The following is a 17,091-nucleotide window of genomic DNA, read 5'->3' as shown; positions in this document are numbered from 1 at the left end:
CCGCGGTACGGAATGATATCCTACCATCACCGTGTCCCCAAGGGGACGCTGGGCGCGAAATTCTTCTCGACCTGTCCGGTTCAGTTCAGCGAGCGCGGTTGGCCGGAGGCGCCGATGGCCGGCATGGCACCCTTGACGCCCACCTTGGACTGGTCCAGGCCCAGAGTCTTGAGCAGGCCCGAACGATAGTCCAAGCCCGCCTGGGACAGGTTGCCCAGTTCCCAGTAATTGCCGTTGATGCGAACCGTGGGCGTGGTCATCTGCCCCTTGTTGGACCCGCTGGGATTCCAAAGCTCCTTGCGCAGGGGGGTGTAGGTGTCCATGGCCTTGATCCAGGCCCGGTAGTGGCCCTTGACCGCCTGGTCGGCGATCTTGGGATCAACCCCGGCCTTGATGGCCTGCTGGCGGATCTTGTGGTTGCTGATGGGGTGATAGTCGGACTCATCCGGTTGGAAGTCCTTGGCGTAGAGATTGGCGATGAAAGGCAGCAGGTGGTCGGGGTCGTGCTGGGCCACGTAGATGGTGGCCGTGCCCGTCCTGCTCGAGTAGTTGTCGGTGGAGAGCCGGTCCATGAAACTCATGGGGTAGATGACCAGGTTGATCTGCCCAGCGTCCACAAGACTGGTCAGGGTGGAGTCCAGCCCGCGATGCAGGGCGCCGCAGCCTGGGCACATGAAGTCCATGTAGATCTCCACGGTCGGAGCCTTGGCCACCGGCTTGTCCAGCCCCTTGGAACTGATCAGGAAGCCGCCTTGGTCATTGGCGGCCGAGGGCTTTTCCTTGACTCGTGCGACGGCCTGACGGGCCTGCTCCAGGTCCTGGGTCTTGACCGGGCGATGGCTGCGCCAGTATAGGAATCCGCCCAGAGCGATCAGTGCGATGAGCACCACGGTGACGATGACGCCGATCATGGTCTGCTGGCGGCGCTCCTTGGCCTCCTGGAGCCGCCGGGCCTCTTCCTGGGCCTTGAGCGCGGCCTTGCGGTTCTGCTTGCCCTTGGACATGACCTGGATCCTTTCCTTGGCATACTGAGCATAGTGTAGCCGCCAGGGGTGGAGGTCGGTCTTAGGCGCGCAGGAGGTGGATGGGGGCCCAGTCCATGGAGGGCTGGGCAATCAGCCCGGCCAGGAGGACGGCAGTAATCAGCAGCCAGATCAGGAGCAGAATCCACCTGCGGCAGGGGCTGCTCGGCGCCTCGGGATCCTGACGACCAAGGGGAATACGGCCCGCTGCCAGACGCAGGACCATGTTGCCGCTGTTCGCTTTGGGGGTTGAACGGTCCTGTGTGGGCAGGGTCGCCAACAGCCATCCGGCCAGCGTTGCCAGGGCCATGGCCAGTCCGCCGGCAGACAGGGGCCTGGCCGCTGGCAGGGGGAAGGTCAGCAGATGCTCGCCTAGGGTCAGGCCTGCGCGAACGGTTGTGAGGGCGCCCGCCCAGGTCAGCGGCAGGGCGACCAGGACTTGGACAAGGATCATGCCCGGCAGGCGGAGCAGGGCGGCTGCCAGGCCCTTGAGCAGGTGCCAGGGAAGGGCGGCTGCGCTTAGCAGACGATCGGTGCCCCGCCGAGGTCCGTTACGGCGCAGCTCGCGTTCGAGCTGGGCTTTTATGCTCCATCCGGTAGTGCTCAGGGCCCAGAGGAGGATTCCGGCGGTCGCCAGAGCCGAGACCGGGGCCAGTGCTGTCAGCAGGGCGGGAAGGATTCCCAGCAAGACCAGGCAGGGAGTTCCTGCTTTCAGGTAGCGCAGACGTCGCATCTGGGCGGGAGGCTGGTCTCCCAGCCAGTGGGTGTTCGCCTCGTTGCGGTATCCGCTGGGCAGGGGCTGTGCCGGCGGTAGCGAATCCTGAACGGCGGTGGCTTGAAGATCTTGGCGATCGGCTAAGGGTTGCCGATCCTGCCAGGTCTGTGTCTGCTCTTGCTGCTCCTCGGCTGCAGGAAGGGGATCCAAGAGGCTGGTGGGCTGCTCCGAGTCGGGCAGGAGGGTCGTCTGTTCATCTGCTTCGCTGTCTGCGGGGGGTTGTGACCAGGCCGACCGCGGACTGTCTGGATCGGCCCGCGCGATCGGCGGCATGGGCATGGTGGCCGGCTCAACGACCATGGTGGGGGAGTCGGCCTGCCCCTCAGCTTCCGAAGAGCCGCCGCCAAAAGGGCGCATCGTCTCCTGGCTGCCCTTGCCGGTCTGCTGCCCTCCCGCATCATGGTCGTCTTGCTCACCCTGCCAGGCCTGCGGATCCATGGCATCCCGACTGATGGCCTCCAGGAGCTCCTGAGGTGTGCAACGCGCGCCTCGATCGGGGGAGAGGGCCGAGCGCAGGGCTCTCATGGTACCCATGGGTAGCCCGGACAGGTCAGCATTGCCTGAGGCCTCCCGCTCCAGGACCGCCATCATGGGTTTGTCGCCGAAGACCGCCCGCCCGGTGGCTGCATAGGCCAGAACGGCTGCCGTGCTCCACCAGTCGGTTTCCTGGTCGGCCTCGGCTCCATCGATGATCTCCGGGGCGATGAAGCCAGGGGTCCCCATGACCAGCCCGGTCCGGGTCACGTGGCTCTGCCCCTGGCCCATGGCGATGCCGAAGTCCACCAGCACCGGCCCCGAGACCGAGATCATGACATTGGTGGGTTTGATGTCCCGGTGGACGATGCCCGCCCGGTGGACGGCTGCGACGGCATCGGTCAGCTTGTGTGCCAGCCGCTCCAGGTCGTCGCCCCGATAGGGACCGTTGACAGCCACGTCGTCGTGCAGGTTGCGCCCCTCGATCAGCTCGGTCACGATGAAAGCCAGAGCATCATCAAGTTCCATATCCACGATTCGGCAGACGCCTGGATGACGGATTCGTTGCAGGGCCAGGGCCTCGCGTCGCAGGCGCTCGCGTGCCGAGGCGCGGTCACGTTCGTCGAGGCTGTCTGACGAGATCTGGTCCTCCTCCAGGGATTCCCGTAGGATCTTCATGGCGTAGTCCTGGCCACCGCCATCCCGGGCGCGCCAGACGGACCCCATGGCGCCGCCGCCCAGGGGCTCAATCAGGGTGTAGCCCCCGACTAGCCGTCCCGGCCCCAGATCCAGTCCCTCAAGATCACTCATGCTTCCCATTGTGCTCCGACTCGTTGAAAAGGGCCTGATTGCGGCCTCTGCCGTTTCCTCGCGTCCGTGATCGTCGCAGATGGCTCGACTGCCGGCGGCATAATGCGTAAACAGGCGTTGATACAATATTCTCGGCTGGGAAATATGCAAAGCAACAGAAAGAAGGGGCTTCATGGAAGCTTCGCGCTTTGAAAAGGGATCTAAAGCTTTGGCTGCCATTGACGGCAAGGGAGGCCAAGCTGTCATCGACTCTCTTCAGGATATAGCGCCGGACCTGGGTCGCTGGATTGTCGAGTTCGCCTTTGGCGACATATACACCAGGAAAGGGCTCGATCTTCAGCAGCGTGAGCTGGTCACGATAGGCAGTCTGGTAACGCAGGGTGACACGGCTCCGCAGCTGGCTGTTCACATACGGGGAGCTCTGAATGTCGGGCTGAGCAAGGAGGCTGTGGTCGAAGCCATACTCCAATGCGCTCCCTACGTGGGATTCCCGCGTGTCATCAACGCGATCAACGTGGCCAGGACGGTCTTCGAGCGCAGCTCCGAAGTTTCCGACAAGACCAAGGATTGAGCCGGCAAGGGTTCGCACGTCGAATTCAGTCTTTGGTGTATAGTGGGCACTGGCTCAAGGGAGAGTTTCTCTTAACCAAAAATAGAAAACCGTCGTATGGTCATGCCGATGTCGGTGTTGGCCCCGGGACGGAAACCACAGTGAAAATCAACCCTTCACTACGGATCGTTCGGCACGTACCTGCCGATGAAAGGATGAACAATGGCAGAAGTGGTATTCGACCACGTCACTCGTATCTACCCGGGCAACGATGAGCCCTCGGTCAGTGACCTCAGTCTGGACATCAAAGACGGTGAATTCCTTGTTCTGGTAGGGCCTTCCGGCTGCGGAAAGTCCACTACCCTGCGCATGCTGGCCGGCCTGGAGGAGGTCAACAAGGGCCGAATCATGATTGGCGACAAGGACGTGACGACCATGCAGCCCAAGGACCGCGACATCGCCATGGTCTTCCAGAATTACGCCCTTTACCCCCATATGACCGTTGCCGACAACATGGGCTTCGCCCTGAAGATCGCCGGCACCCCCAAGGATGAGATTCGCCAGCGGGTGGAGAAGGCCGCCGAGGTGCTGGATCTGACCGAGTACCTGGACCGCAAGCCCAAGGCTCTGTCCGGCGGCCAGCGTCAGCGTGTGGCCATGGGTCGCGCTATTGTGCGTCAGCCCAAGGTCTTCCTGATGGATGAGCCTCTGTCCAACTTGGATGCCAAGTTGCGTGTTCAGACCCGTACTCAGATTGCTGCTCTGCAGCGTCAGCTCAACGTCACCACCCTGTATGTGACCCACGATCAGACCGAGGCTCTGACCATGGGCGACAGGATCGCCGTCATCAAGCTGGGCGTCCTGCAGCAGGTGGGGGCGCCCACTGAGCTCTATGACCGGCCGGAGAATGTCTTCGTGGCCGGCTTCATCGGCTCGCCCTCTATGAACATCAACATCCATCCGGTGGTCAACGGCCAGGCCAAGATAGGCGAGGATACCATCAGCCTGCCGCGCGAGGCCGTTGACAAGCTGACCCCCGACGATCAGAGCAGGATCGTGGTGGGCTTCCGTCCCGAGGATGCCTCTCTGGCCGGCACTGACGAGCCGGATGCCTTCTCGCTGAAGGTGGCCAATGTGGAAGACCTAGGCTCCGACGGCTACATTTACGGCAATATTCTGACCGACAACAGCGCAGCTGAGCAGACCATCGTCATGTCCGATCAGAACAAGCTGACCACCATCCGTGTCAACCCGCGTGATCTGCCCAAGGTTGGCGATGTGGTCAAGATCCACATCGATCCAGAAAAGATGCACTTGTTCTCCCCGGCCAGCGAGCTGCGGCTGAACTGAGCGTTTCTGTGACCCTGAGGTTCGGCCACGGTTTCCCGCCGACCCGCAGGGCCCGTATTGATCGTTGATATCATTTCCTTTCCTTATTGACCGGGTGACCAAGAGCCCCGTGCGGTGCATCCGTGCGGGGCTCCTCCCGTATAGGATGGGCGGCGATGGGATGGATGAAGCATGACTAGCGTGAACATCAATCGGGCGACGGCCTCCTCTCTGGACCCCCGCGCCTTGAAAGCCACTTCAATAAAGACCACGGCCGATCCCTCCTCCGAGCAGGAGCCGGCTGCCCTGCATATCACGGCCACCAGCTCCAATCCCAGGATGTTCACCCTGCCTTGGGAGCGGCCGTTGGCCACCTGGCCGCGGGATCTGCTGGCCAACCTGCCCAGGGGCATCTCCCGGCACGTGGTTCGCTTCGTCCATGTCGGTGACGATGTCTACGCCATGAAGGAGATCACCCAGCGGGTGGCCGAGCGTGAGTACGAGCTCCTGCGCAAGTTGCAAAAACTGGAGCTGCCTACGGTCAATCCCATAGCCGTGGTCACCGGTCGGCACACTCGCGAAGGAGAGCCTCTTGAGGCCATGCTGGTCACCCAGCACCTGAAGTTCTCACTGCCCTACCGTGCCCTCTTCGCCCGCAACCTGCGTCCGGACACGGCCGAGCGCCTGATCGATGCTCTGGCGGTCCTCTTGGTGAGGCTCCATCTGGCAGGTTTCTACTGGGGAGACGTCTCCCTGTCCAATGTGCTCTTCCTGCGTGACGCCGATGCCTTCTCAGCCTTCCTGGTCGATGCTGAAACCGGCGATCTGCACCCCAGTTTGACCGACGGCCAGCGTGAGTATGACATCGACCTGGCCAGGACCAACATCATCGGCGAGCTCATGGATTTGAACTCCGGCAATCTCCTGGCCGGCGAGGTGGACGAGGTTGGCGTGGGCAACCGGCTGGTGGACCGCTACCATTCCCTCTGGAGCGCTCTGACGGACGTGGACAGCTTCGATCCGGACGAGATGTGGAAGATCGAGCGCCGCGTCAACCGGCTCAACGATCTCGGCTTTGATGTGGACGAGCTGGAGATGAAGACCGAGGAGAACGGCAACCGGGTGTTGGTGCGCCCAAGGGTGGTCGATGCCGGCTACGCCTCCCGCAAGCTGTTGCGGCTGACCGGCTTGGACGTGCAGGAGAATCAGGCCCGGCGGCTGCTCAACGATCTGGATGCTTACCGGGCATCTACCTGGCGGCAGGGCGAGGACCTGGAGATCGTGGCCACCGACTGGATGCGCGAGGTCTTCGAGCCCACTGTGCGTATGATTCCACCGGAATACCGATCGCAGATCGAACCGGCCCAGTTCTTCCACGAGGTGCTGACCCATCGCTGGCTGATGGCCGAGAAGGCCGGCCACGACGTGCCCATGGCCGAGGCCGTGCAGAGCTACATCAGTGAGTCCCTGCCTGAGTACCGGCTGGATTCCGAGGACATGAAGACCATCAACGAAGAGGCGGACGCCGGTGTGGTCGATGACGAGATGAACTGGCAGGGTGCCCATGTCCAGGCTGGTCAGGGTAAGCAAGTCACCCGTGATCAGACTGACAAAAATGCAAATGGCCATGAAGTGAAAGGCCATGACGCAGCTAACAGAGGGGTGACTGAACAAACCGATGTTGGACGCCAGACCGGAGCGGGCACGCAGAAGGATCGTGACCGGGCAGGCGAGGAGGTGCCGTCGCAACCAGTCTTTGAAGATGCGGATGGCGGCCGGAGCTCGCTGAGATCGGTCTACGCCCCCGGCAGCCTGGATGCGGCTGCCGACCAGGATGACCAGGATGACGCGGTCTGGGCCTCCAGCTGACTCTTGAGTTTGTGCGGCAAGGGTCCGCTGCATGCCGGCCGCTGCACGCAGACTGTTGCCGCTTGGGTCTGTCCGTCTTCGGATTGCCGGTGCCTACCTAGGGCTATTTGGCTTGGTGTGCGGACCGTCGGCGTGCCATGGCTACGGCGTAAAGGCTGATGCCAGCTGCAACTGAGGCGTTCAGGGATTCCACCGAGCTGGAGATGGGGATGGAGGCCAAGGCATCACAGTTCTCCCGGACCAGGCGGCTCAGCCCCTTGCCCTCGGATCCTAGGACCACCACAAGAGGATCAGTCTCGAAGCCAGTCTCGCCTACTATGGCGCTGCCTGCGCCGTCCAGGCCAACCGCATAGTAGCCGCGTTCCTTGAGCCCTTGAATGGCCTTGGTCAGATTGACCACACGGGCCACGGGCAGGTGGGCGGCGGCTCCGGCAGACACCTTCCAGGCCGCAGCTGTGACCGAGGCGCTGCGGCGCTCGGGCAGAACCACTCCCGAGGCTCCGAAGGCTGCGGCTGAACGGATCACGGCCCCCAGATTCTGCGGATCGGTTACTCCATCCAGGGCGATGAACAGCGGGCGGGCGGCAACCTTGGTCTCCTGGTCGGCCCCGTCTAGGGCGGCTGCGTGCTTTTCGGCCCTGTCGACCAGGCTCTGCAGGGAGGCGTACTGGTAAGGCTGCACCTTGAGGACCACACCTTGGTGGTTGCTGGACCGGGCGATGCGGTTCATCTCCAGGCGGTCGGCTTCCAGCAGGTTGAGTCCCTCCTGCCCGGCCAGCCGCACGATCTCTCTGGTCCTGTCGTCATGGTCCATCCGGGCGGCCAGATAGAGCTGGCTGGCCGGGACGCCTACACGCAGGGCTTCCAAGACTGCGTTGCGGCCGATGACCAGATCGTCGGAATCAGAGGTGAATCGGTCGGCCCGGCGGCGGGCAGCCAGACGTGGATCGGCCGCTTGTCTGCGCTGAGCCGCCTGCCGGGCCTTGTAGGCCTTGTGGTAGACGCGATCCTCAGCCTTGGGGGTAGGCCCTCGGCCGCGCAGTTTGTTGCGGTGCTTGCCGCCCGAACCCTTGGTCGGGCCTTTCTTGTTAGCCATGCTCTCCATACTAGGGGCAGGCGGAAACCGGCCGGTCTGCCAACCAACCTCGCATTCCTGCATCCACGCGCCGGAAGGTGAGAAGGGAGGCCATCTGAAGGTTCCTGCGGATACGCTGCTGGATTTGTCCTCGTCCGAAGAGCCCAAGATGGCCCGGCCGAAAGGCTGGGTGGAGCGTCTGCCGTCGCCACGTGCCCGTCGGTACCGGCTGAGCCAACGGCGGCTATCAGCTGCAGTATGGCCTGGTCGTGCAGTAAGGGTGAAACAGCAATGATTCGGTTGGAATTATCGTCCTTCCCGCTGGAGATATTTTCCGTCTAGGCATATAAGGCGGTTCAACCCAGGGCGGCCACCTGTTCGGAATCGGGGAAGTCCAGCCACTCGACCGGTGACTGGCCTTCCCGGGCCGGGGTGACGGCGACGTGGGTCATGGATGAGTTCCTCGATGCCCCGTGCCAGTGTCTGACGCCTGCGGGGCAGAAGACCACATCGCCTGGCTTGAGGTGCCGAGGCTTCCGGCCCTCTTCCTGCTCCCAGCCCAAACCGTCCGTAACCAGGAGGAGCTGGCCATGTGGGTGGGTGTGCCAGCGGTTGAAGCAGCCGGGGGCGAAGGTGACGTTGCCTGCTGAGCATTCCACATCTGGTTCGGTTAGGTGGTACAGCCAGGCATGACCGGTGAAGTTGGGGCCATCGGCAGGGTCCCCTAGGGGGTAGAAGCCGGAGTCGGGCAGGACGTCTGCCTGGTTCATGGCCTCTGATCGGCCTGCGTCCGCCGTTGCTTCCTCATCGCCGAAGATCTCCTTGGCCAGGTTGAAGGCGCTCCAGGCCTTGGGCCAGCCGGCGTAGAAGGCCAGCTGGGTGATTAGTTCCACCATTTCGGATCTGGTGACCCCATTGCGCTTGGCCAGGTTCATGTGGCTCTGCAGCTGGGGGAAGAGGCCCATGGCCATCAGCCCGGCGCAGGTGATCATGCTCCGGTCGTGGGCCGAGAGTTCCTCCTCGCGGGACCAAACCTGGCCGAAAAGCACGTCGTCGTTGAAGTGGGCGAAGAGGGGTGCGAAGTCGCCGAGCTGATCGTGCCCGGCCGTCTGTTTGATTGCCATGATAGTTCTCCTTCTTTCATGTCCGCCGTCATTTTGGCATATCTACGATATTCGGGTCTTTGGGTTGCTGCGGGTCAGAGCACCTGGATGTTGGGAACGCCGTCAGCCCACCCAGACCGGCCTGTCGCCATCGGTGCCTGGTCGGGATATGCCCAGACTGGCTCGGCTGTGCTCGGCCGGGTCGGCCAGGATCTTTTCAATCAGGTCCGCTATAGAGTTCCGGGACACGGTCGTCCCTCTGTACGGTTGACCTTTCTCAGTCAGTTCGTAGTCACGGTCGGGCTGGTCATCCATGTAGGCGGCGCGGATGATCGTGTAGTCCAGGTCGGAATCTTCGATGAGACGTCCTGCCCGGCGGGTGTCCTCCATGACCTCATGACCGCAGGACTCTTCGACCCAACGGCCGAATTCGCCCGGCACCTCATGGTAGAGCCCGAGTCCGGTAATCCAGATCAGGCGCTTGACCCCTGCCTGGTCCATGGCCCGGACCGTGTTGTCGGCCATGGGCTCGAATTGCCCGCCAAGATCGGCCAGGACGATATCCTGGCCCTGCATTGCATGAACAAGGCGGGGATAGTCGTTCACGTCCCCCTCGATGGTGGTTTCCCTGGTCGGGTCAAGGACGGGCAGTCGGTCGGCGATGCGCAGGTACTCGGTCAGGTGCGTGTCGTTTTCACCGGTCAGCAGGTCCTTCCGGACCAGGCGGGCTATACGACCGTTGGCGCCCAGTGTCAGCAGATTGGTCATCCATTCTCCCGTGGCGAGTTGTCGGTGGTCAGTTGTCTCTTTATCCGTACGCCTTCAAGTGGGCTTGAAGTCAAGGGACATGAGCGGGAGAGCGGCATGGCCAGGACCAGGACATTGTCAAGGCTGTGCGGGAGGACTGCGGCATTTTCAACGATATCCGCAAGTTCCTGCGCTACCCATTCTGCTCCAAGATGGGCGAGGTCTTTGGCGCCATCCCTCTCCAGCCTGAAGCCTGGCCGCAATTCATTAGCCTTCTGCTTGGTCAGATTGTATGCAAATTATCAAGTGAGATATCGAGCAAGCTGGGTACTTCGTTGAGTGAAGTACCGATTCTATTCTGCGGATGAGCCCGCAGAAAACGCGGGTTTATGTTTGCCCTGCTCATACGCTTCATAGCGGGGGGGGGGTATTTGAATCCCAATGAGTGCGGCTTATGAAAACCAGGATGAACAGGCCGTTGAGCTCATGTAGCGGCATTCTGGCTCTTTGCGTCAATGCCGCCATGCAGGCTTCATACAAGTTCAGTCATTTTGCTTCGTCAGTCCGAAACGTCGGCCTTGTAGAAATTGATGTAGGAGCGGGAGGGGGTTGGCCCGCGCTGGCCCTGGTAGTGGGAGCCATTGTGCTTGGACCCATAAGGGTACTGGGCGGGCGAGGAGAGCTGGAAGAAGCACATTTGGCCGATCTTCATGCCAGGCCAAAGCTTGACCGGCAAGGTGCTCACGTTGGACAGCTCCAGGGTGATATGCCCCGTAAAGCCCGGGTCGACGAATCCGGCGGTGGAATGGGTCAGGATCCCCAGGCGCCCCAGCGAACTCTTGCCCTCCAGGCGGGCAGCCAGGGTGGAGTCCAGCCTGACATGCTCCCAGGTGGAGCCCAGGACGAATTCTCCAGGGTGCAGGATCCAGGGTTCTCCCTTGGGCACCTCGAACTGCTCAGTCAATGCCCCCTGGTCCTCAGCCGGATCCACATAGGTGTATTGATGGTTGTTGAAGACTCGAAAATAACGGTCCAGGCGAACATCCACGCTGGAGGGCTGGACCATGGCCGGTGTCCAAGGGTCCAGATTCAGATGTCCTGCCTGGTGGGCATCCAGGATGTCATGGTCGCTGAGCAACATGCCTTGGTATCTCCTTCAGAGTCGTCAGGGTGGGCCCTTTCCAGTCTAGCCAGCCCTGTGACGGCCGTTGACCAGGTTCAGCTCCCTGCCCGCAGGTTTGGGCCTTTCGGATTCACAGAAGTTTTTCAGAAAACCCTATAGTCCTTACAAGGTGGCTGTTCTTTACTATAGATGTTGGCTTAAAAACCGACCAGGCGGTTGACCTCCGCCCGACAACTGAATTCCCTTTCTTCTCTCTCGCCCGGCGGTGTTTATGCACCGCCGGGTTCTCTTCGTTCTGGGGCGGTCAGCACTGTTCCGATGGTTCAGGCGAAGCAGCGAATGCCGAATGGGCCGTGCCTTGGTGGGCTTATGTCTGACGGTTTCTTTCAAGGGTCGTGATGGGGTCTGTCTCTTCCCCAGGCTGACGAGTGAGGAGACGTGGGAGACTAGCCATGGAGGGGTGTGCAGTGGGCTAGTGCCGAGGGCCGGCATTGCGCGCGGGCTTGGGGCCTCTCTGCGTTGCAGCCCCCTGGTTCTCATGATCCGCAGGTGTTGGGGGTGTGTGGCCCGGGCTGCTTACTCGTGTGAAGTGTTTGTTTGGGTTTGTTGTCGTCGGTTTTTGGCGGCTGCGGCGGCTCCTGCGGCGAGCAGTCCTGTGGCGAGCAGGAGGAGCATGCCGTTTCCTCCGGTCAGGGGCAGGCTGGCGATGGACAGGTACCGGTAGGTGTTGCTTGTGTCGGTTTGCTGCTGTCTGCCGTCCTGGGTCCAGTCGATGGCTGCGGGGACGGGGCCTGGCGTGTAGGCGGGCGTGGTGGCGTTCCAGGTGCCGTCGGGGTTGGGCGTCAGGTTTTTGCCGGCGGCAAGGCAGGCGCCTTGTTGCCGGGTTTGGTCGAAGCAGATGCTGGTGGCTTGTGGTTTTCCGGGGAAGCCGACCGGTCCTGGCCGGCTGGCCGGCCAGGCGTTGGAGGGTTCACGCCCCAGCTGGCCGCTGCTGTTGCTTCCCCAGGCGTAGAGCTGGCCGTCGGAGCCTAATGCTGCGGAATGGTTCTCTCCTAGGCTGGTTTGTTTCCAGGTGAACCCGTCTGCTGCGCCTTGGGGCTTGCCGACTTGGGTCGGCGTGTGCTTGTCGGCGGTGGTGCCGTCGCCCAGCTGGCCGTGGCCATTGCTTCCCCAGGTGTAGAGATTCCCGTCGGAGCCTATGGCTGCAGAATGAAACCAGCCCAGGCTGATTTGGCTGAAGCGGATGCCTCTTGGCTTGGGCGGGGTGAGGGTGGTTTTGGTGTTTCCGGCTGTGGGTCCTTGGCTGGGGCTGATGGCCCAGTGCTGCGTGTCCTCGCTGGTCCATCGGGCGGTGAGGGTGATGCTGCTGGTGACGGGCTGGTTGAAGTCGTAGGCAATGTTGCCTTGGAACCAGCCGTCGAACAGGTATCCGTCCTTGGACGGGTCGGGGCTGGGCCGGCTGGCCTGGCCCCTGTCGGGGATGGCCTGCTGGCCGACGCTGCTGCCACCGGCCGGGTCGAAACTGACCGTCCAGACTGCGGACGACCGGGCCCGCGGTCGGCTGCCGGGAGCGTCGGGCGCGGCCAGGGGGGAGGATGACGGCAGTGGGGAGGAGGCGGACAGCGGGGATGAAGGGGCTGGCGGGGTGGCAGTCAGCGTGCTGCCAGCGGCATCGGGCTGCCGGCTATCCGGGCGGGGGGCTTCGGGGTCCTGCTTCCCGGCGTTTTCCAGGGTGGCGGGTGTGGCTGCTCCCGATGGGCTGCTGGATCCTCCGGCCAGGGCAGGAGCGCAGGACAGGGCCAGGAGGATGGCCAGAGCGGCGGCCGCCAAGCTCGGACGCTGACGCATAATAGAGAAATCCCCCTCCCCAACTTTTAGTCATGCCCGTCAGATCCCCCCTGGCCGGGCTGTGGCCACGCGCCGGGGACAGCCCGGCCGTTCCTACCACCGTACCACGCGCACAAACACTTCTGGCCGAGGGTGCCTGTAGCTCGCCATTCCCGCATCCGCTTTTACGAGAGCCGTTACAGCGGGCGCCGGCAGGCATGCAGTCCATACCAGGAGCCTGCCGCTGTCAAACGCCCCAATCGGTTCTTGTCGGGCGTAGATATGAAAGAGCCCCCGCCAGTTATGGCAATGGCGGGGGCTCTCCGTGGGGGAGGGATCAGCGATCATCTCACTTTCGGCGGCTGAGGGAAGAGGGGGACTATCACATTGCCGAAAGTAGTACGAATCCCGCTCCCTCCCCGGTTCGTGCGGTCGGGTGCCGCGCTTGGGCCTGGCTCATCCCAAAACCTGGGAAGGGCGGACCGAGCCGTGCGGCTGCCTGACCAAGTATGCGTGAGCCACACCAGCCTTACTCCTGGGAAGTCTTGGCTGACATGGCCTTGTGGAAGACGGCCACGATGATCAGGGCCAGCAGGGCGGTCAGTGCCATGACCCAGAACATGTTGGCCACCTGAGCCTGAATGCCGGTCTTGACACCCCCCAGAGCATGTGACCCGAATTGGGGATTGGCCATGAGTCCGCTGTAGACGGCCATGCCGATGGAGGCCGAGGTATTCATCATCAGATCCCCAATGCCGATGCCGCGTCCGTTCTGGTCCACGGGCAGGGTGGCCGAGAAGGAATCGTAGAGGGGTGTGTAGGACATGGTGATGCCGGCGATGAAGACCGAAGCCAGCGCAGTCAGGACCCAGAAGCCCGAGGTGAGCGAAAGGGCCGACCCTACGGCTCCGGCGATCATGAGCAGTGCGGACAGGATCAGCATAGGCAGGCGTCCCATGGCGTTCATGATGACTCCGGACAGGCAGCCCACCAGGGTGGCCACGATGTAGACGATTGTCAGGCAGAGGGAGACCTGGCTCAGGGAGATCCCGTAGATCCGGTCGCCGATCACGTTGTAGATGGGCACGCAGGCAAAGTTGAAGAAGTAGAAGACGAAGAGGGCCAGCAGGACAGCCATGTAGGCGCCGTTGGTCACGAACCCTCGGCTCAGGAAGGGGTTGGCGCCCTTCCAGACATAGCCGGCAAAGATCAGGATCAGGACGGCCAGCACCCCCAGCATCCAGGTGGCTGGGAAGGAGAAGTAGACGGCCACGAACCCGGCGATCAGCGCGAACAGGGCGATGCCGAAGACGTCGATGCGCTCACCCTTGATGCCGGTGTCAGGCGTGTACTTGAGCACCGGAGGGATCAGGAGAATGGAGACCAGCGGTACCAGGAAGAGGTAGCGCCAATCGATGGAGGTGATCAGGCCGCCGGCGAAGATGCCCACCGCAGAGGAGGCGTAGTAGACGGCGTTGAAGATACCCAGATAGAAGGCGCGCTCCTTGTCGCTCAGGTATTTCATGGCCATGACCAGGAAGACCGAGCCGGCCACCTGGCCACCCGCAGTCTGGATCATGCGGGCCAGGACCACGGCCCAGAAATTCGATGCGCCGAAGAAGCCCAGGAGGCTGCCGATGATCAGGGCGCCCACGCCGAACAGGGTCATCTTCCGAGGGGAGATGTAGTCGCAGAGGGTTCCGTAGAGCATGCAGACCACGCCCAGGACGATGCCAGGCAGGGTGCTGATCAGCGAGGCGTTGGCGGACATTCCCAAGGAGTCGCCCACGTTCTGGAAGACCAGGTTAAAGGCTTGGATCATCAGTGTGCCCAGCAGGAAGATGGTCAGCAGGGCCGGCAGGGCCCGCTTGGTGCTGCGGCGGTTTTCATCAACGGTCGCTTCGGTAGTCTCGGTGGTGATGGATTCGCTCATGACTGCCGTCCTTCTATCGTTCGTTCTCGGTCTTGCGCACCAGGGTCAGAAGCCTGTCCATGAAGCGCCGGGTGAACCGCTCGGTGTCGATCGACAGGGCAACCTTGGTGTTCTTGACTGTGTCCAGGAGCCTGCTGGGGTCACCGATGGTACGGGCCCGCTGTGGTCCTTCGGTCTCGACCATCAGGTTGGTGGCGAAGGTGGTGACCAGGCTGGGGTCGATGGCTACGGCGGCGGCCAGGGGGTCGTGCAGGTTGCAGCCCCCCAGGTAGACCCCGCTCTCTTTTTCGCTGATGTCGATGTAGTAGTCGGTCATGTCTGCCAGGAAGCGGCCGGCGCTGGTGCCTGTGGCGCGCAGGGCCTCGGTGTCCTCGCGGCTCATCAGAGCCTGGGTGGTCACGTCCAGACCAACCATGGTGATGTCTGCGGTGGTGGCGAAGACCCGGTTGGCTGCCTCAGGATCCTGGTTGATGTTGGCTTCTGCGAAGGGTCCCACGTTGCCAGGCTGGGTCAGAGTGCCGCCCATCATAACAATGCTGATGCGGTCGACGATGTCAGGGGCCTTTTCCAGGGCGGCGGCGATGGTAGTCAGGGCGCCGGTGGGCACCACGGCCAGCTCGCCCTTGGGGTAACGGCGGACTGCGTCGATGATGAAGTCCACCGAGCTCTGCTGGCTGGCCTGCCGATCGGTCTGTGCTGGGATTTCAACATTTCCAGTGCCGTTGGCCCCGTGGAAGATCTCGGAGTCCGGCGGAACGCTGAAGGAGTCGGTCGTGCTGGGGTGGTCGATCCCCTTGAAGACGGGGATGTCCTCCCTGCCGTACATGGCCAGCAGCCGCAGATCGTTGTCGACGCCTTGGTCGAGCACCACGTTGCCGTAGGTGCCGGTGATCCCGATCAGTTCGGCATCCGGGGAACCCAGGACGTAGGACAAAGCCAGCGTGTCATCGATGCCAGTGTCCAGATCCAGAATGATCTTGCGGACGGTTTCCTTACTTGCTGACACGTTGGTCTCCTTCCCAGAAGGATGGGCAGCACCAACCTTCTGCTTACCTATGTCGTGCCTTCCCTAGGCTGATTCGTTACTGCTGTGAAACAAACAACCTGTTTGATGTAACGTTTCATCAAACTGTACGCAGCTAAACTACCCGCGGCTTGGAGGCTTGTCAAAGCGCGTCGTGGTGTGTTCGCCATCAGGGCAGAGACCTGCGATCTATCGGTGGTGTCTGCGGCAGCGGGTCTTTTGCCGATTTTCCTTGCAGCCGACGATAATGAGGGTATGACTTTAGCGACTCCTGAACGGTATGTGGCGATGCTCGATGCGGCCAGACGGGGGTCCTACGCCTATCCCGCCATCAATGTGACCAGCACGCAGACTCTGAACGCGGCCCTGCAGGGATTGGATAACGCTCAGTCCGACGGGATCATCCAGGTCTCGGTGGGAGGTGCCGCCTACCTCTCCGGACAGCGCCTGGCCGACCGGGTGGTTGGTTCCATCGCCTTTGCCAGATTCGCCCATGAAGTGATCGCCCGCTATCCGAGCATCACCGTGGCCCTGCATACGGACCACTGTGCCCCGAAGTACCTGGACGAATGGGTTCGGCCTCTGCTGGCCTACGAGAAGGACCAGGTGGCCCACGGTCAGGATCCACTCTTCCAGTCGCACATGTGGGACGGTTCCAGCCTGTCTCTGCGGGAGAATTTGGCCATGGCGGCAGAGCTGCTGGAGCAGTCCCGGGCCGCCCACACCATCCTGGAGATCGAGGTAGGCACTGTCGGCGGCGAGGAGGATGGTCATTCGGCCGCTATCGACCAGCGGCTCTATTCCTCGCCCGAGGACGGTCTCAAGGTGGTTGATGCCCTGGGTCTGGGCGAGCGCGGCCACTACATGGTGGCCTTCACCTTCGGCAACGTGCACGGATCCTACAAGCCCGGTGTGGTCAAACTGAGGCCCGACCTGCTGGGGCAGATCCAGGCCAGGACCGCCAGAGCCGTATCCGAGGGAGAGGTTGGCGGCATACCCTCCCCGGGCTCCCCTGCTGATAAGCCCTTCCTTTTGGTCTTCCATGGTGGTTCTGGTTCGCAGCCGGAGGAGATCGCCTCCGCCGTCGCTCATGGCGTGGTCAAGATGAATGTGGATACCGACACCCAGTACGCCTTCACCAGGGCCGCGGCAGGGCATATGTTCGCTAATTACGACAAGGTCCTCAAAGTGGATGGAGAGGTCGGCGACAAGAGCGAGTACGACCCCCGTTCCTGGGGACGCCAGGCCGAGGACGGGATGGCGGCTCGTGTAGTCGAGGCCTGCCAGCAGTTGGGCAGCGCGGGACGTGCCATGAGATGACTGACAACCGGCCGTACCAGGAGGATCTTGCGGGCGTGGAAGCCACGATTGGCTGCTGAGCCCGTTCAGGCCTTATGATGCCTGAGTCGGTCGGTCTTGCGCTCCATACG

At 62.4% G+C, this 17,091-nt stretch carries 12 protein-coding genes and 1 pseudogene; 4 read left to right on the top strand and 9 right to left on the bottom strand.

The annotated features are described in order from the left end of the window. Positions 1-80 precede the first annotated feature (80 nt). Together GYM67_RS09085 and GYM67_RS09080 are read right to left on the bottom strand one after the other, a co-directional pair. Positions 81-1,004, bottom strand: a complete 924-nt coding sequence (locus tag GYM67_RS09085; RefSeq protein ID WP_220236545.1) for a DsbA family protein — start codon at positions 1,002-1,004, stop codon at positions 81-83. A gap of 61 nt (positions 1,005-1,065) precedes the next feature. Further along, positions 1,066-3,090: a serine/threonine-protein kinase gene (locus GYM67_RS09080; RefSeq protein ID WP_220236544.1), complete on the bottom strand. Its 2,025-nt coding sequence runs from the start codon at positions 3,088-3,090 to the stop codon at positions 1,066-1,068. A 163-nt stretch (positions 3,091-3,253) separates the two neighbouring features. On the opposite strand from GYM67_RS09080, the gene GYM67_RS09075 reads away from it, so the two are divergent. The 3 genes and pseudogenes from GYM67_RS09075 to GYM67_RS09065 form a co-directional block, all read left to right on the top strand. After that, the gene (locus GYM67_RS09075; RefSeq protein ID WP_220236543.1) at positions 3,254-3,652 is read left to right on the top strand and encodes a carboxymuconolactone decarboxylase family protein; all 399 of its coding nucleotides are present in this window, start codon (positions 3,254-3,256) and stop codon (positions 3,650-3,652) included. A 201-nt stretch (positions 3,653-3,853) separates the two neighbouring features. Continuing rightward, a complete protein-coding gene (locus GYM67_RS09070) occupies positions 3,854-4,981 on the top strand; it encodes an ABC transporter ATP-binding protein (RefSeq protein WP_220236542.1) in 1,128 nt (375 codons plus the stop codon). Between the two features lie 171 nt (positions 4,982-5,152). Beyond that, positions 5,153-6,514: pseudogene (locus GYM67_RS09065) on the top strand (DUF4032 domain-containing protein); the annotation flags it as partial. 418 nt (positions 6,515-6,932) lie between these two features. On the opposite strand, the gene rlmB reads toward GYM67_RS09065, so the two are convergent. The 7 genes from rlmB to GYM67_RS09030 all read right to left on the bottom strand — a co-directional run bounded on the left by rlmB (position 6,933) and on the right by GYM67_RS09030 (position 15,643). Then, the gene (rlmB, locus tag GYM67_RS09060) at positions 6,933-7,925 is read right to left on the bottom strand and encodes a 23S rRNA (guanosine(2251)-2'-O)-methyltransferase RlmB (protein WP_220236540.1); all 993 of its coding nucleotides are present in this window, start codon (positions 7,923-7,925) and stop codon (positions 6,933-6,935) included. A 335-nt stretch (positions 7,926-8,260) separates the two neighbouring features. Then, positions 8,261-9,028 (bottom strand): carboxymuconolactone decarboxylase family protein, encoded by a 768-nt coding sequence (locus GYM67_RS09055; protein ID WP_220236539.1) that lies wholly within the window; start codon positions 9,026-9,028, stop codon positions 8,261-8,263. Between the two features lie 102 nt (positions 9,029-9,130). After that, positions 9,131-9,775 carry an NAD(P)H-binding protein gene (locus GYM67_RS09050; RefSeq protein WP_220236538.1) on the bottom strand — a complete coding sequence of 215 codons (645 nt, stop codon included), beginning with the start codon at positions 9,773-9,775 and terminating at the stop codon, positions 9,131-9,133. Between the two features lie 538 nt (positions 9,776-10,313). Continuing rightward, positions 10,314-10,895: a dCTP deaminase gene (gene dcd, locus GYM67_RS09045; protein ID WP_220236537.1), complete on the bottom strand. Its 582-nt coding sequence runs from the start codon at positions 10,893-10,895 to the stop codon at positions 10,314-10,316. A gap of 558 nt (positions 10,896-11,453) precedes the next feature. After that, the gene (locus GYM67_RS09040) at positions 11,454-12,725 is read right to left on the bottom strand and encodes an InlB B-repeat-containing protein (protein ID WP_220236536.1); all 1,272 of its coding nucleotides are present in this window, start codon (positions 12,723-12,725) and stop codon (positions 11,454-11,456) included. Between the two features lie 508 nt (positions 12,726-13,233). Next, entirely contained in the window at positions 13,234-14,637 is a 1,404-nt protein-coding gene (locus GYM67_RS09035; protein WP_220236535.1) for an MFS transporter, read from the bottom strand. Positions 14,638-14,650: 13 nt separating this feature from the next. Further along, positions 14,651-15,643, bottom strand: a complete 993-nt coding sequence (locus GYM67_RS09030; protein WP_220236534.1) for a nucleoside hydrolase — start codon at positions 15,641-15,643, stop codon at positions 14,651-14,653. Between the two features lie 273 nt (positions 15,644-15,916). Between GYM67_RS09030 and fbaA the strand changes: the two genes are divergently transcribed. Next, positions 15,917-16,981 carry a class II fructose-bisphosphate aldolase gene (gene fbaA, locus GYM67_RS09025; RefSeq protein WP_220236533.1) on the top strand — a complete coding sequence of 355 codons (1,065 nt, stop codon included), beginning with the start codon at positions 15,917-15,919 and terminating at the stop codon, positions 16,979-16,981. The last annotated feature ends 110 nt before the right edge of the window (positions 16,982-17,091 follow it).

It is taken from the genome of Bifidobacterium asteroides, from assembly GCF_019469425.1.
Classification (GTDB): domain Bacteria; phylum Actinomycetota; class Actinomycetes; order Actinomycetales; family Bifidobacteriaceae; genus Bombiscardovia; species Bombiscardovia asteroides_I.
This window is presented reverse-complemented; position numbering and strand designations above follow the sequence as displayed.

Bases quoted from the DNA above. Each gene is read 5' to 3' on its own strand.
- GYM67_RS09050 (WP_220236538.1), bottom strand. From the start codon at position 9,775: ATGACCAATCTGCTGACACTGGGCGCCAACGGTCGTATAGCCCGCCTG.
- fbaA (WP_220236533.1), top strand. From the start codon at position 15,917: ATGACTTTAGCGACTCCTGAACGGTATGTGGCGATGCTCGATGCGGCC.
- GYM67_RS09075 (WP_220236543.1), top strand. From the start codon at position 3,254: ATGGAAGCTTCGCGCTTTGAAAAGGGATCTAAAGCTTTGGCTGCCATT.
- rlmB (WP_220236540.1), bottom strand. From the start codon at position 7,925: ATGGCTAACAAGAAAGGCCCGACCAAGGGTTCGGGCGGCAAGCACCGC.
- dcd (WP_220236537.1), bottom strand. From the start codon at position 10,895: ATGTTGCTCAGCGACCATGACATCCTGGATGCCCACCAGGCAGGACAT.
- GYM67_RS09040 (WP_220236536.1), bottom strand. From the start codon at position 12,725: ATGCGTCAGCGTCCGAGCTTGGCGGCCGCCGCTCTGGCCATCCTCCTG.
- GYM67_RS09035 (WP_220236535.1), bottom strand. From the start codon at position 14,637: ATGAGCGAATCCATCACCACCGAGACTACCGAAGCGACCGTTGATGAA.
- GYM67_RS09055 (WP_220236539.1), bottom strand. From the start codon at position 9,028: ATGGCAATCAAACAGACGGCCGGGCACGATCAGCTCGGCGACTTCGCA.
- GYM67_RS09080 (WP_220236544.1), bottom strand. From the start codon at position 3,090: ATGGGAAGCATGAGTGATCTTGAGGGACTGGATCTGGGGCCGGGACGG.
- GYM67_RS09085 (WP_220236545.1), bottom strand. From the start codon at position 1,004: ATGTCCAAGGGCAAGCAGAACCGCAAGGCCGCGCTCAAGGCCCAGGAA.
- GYM67_RS09070 (WP_220236542.1), top strand. From the start codon at position 3,854: ATGGCAGAAGTGGTATTCGACCACGTCACTCGTATCTACCCGGGCAAC.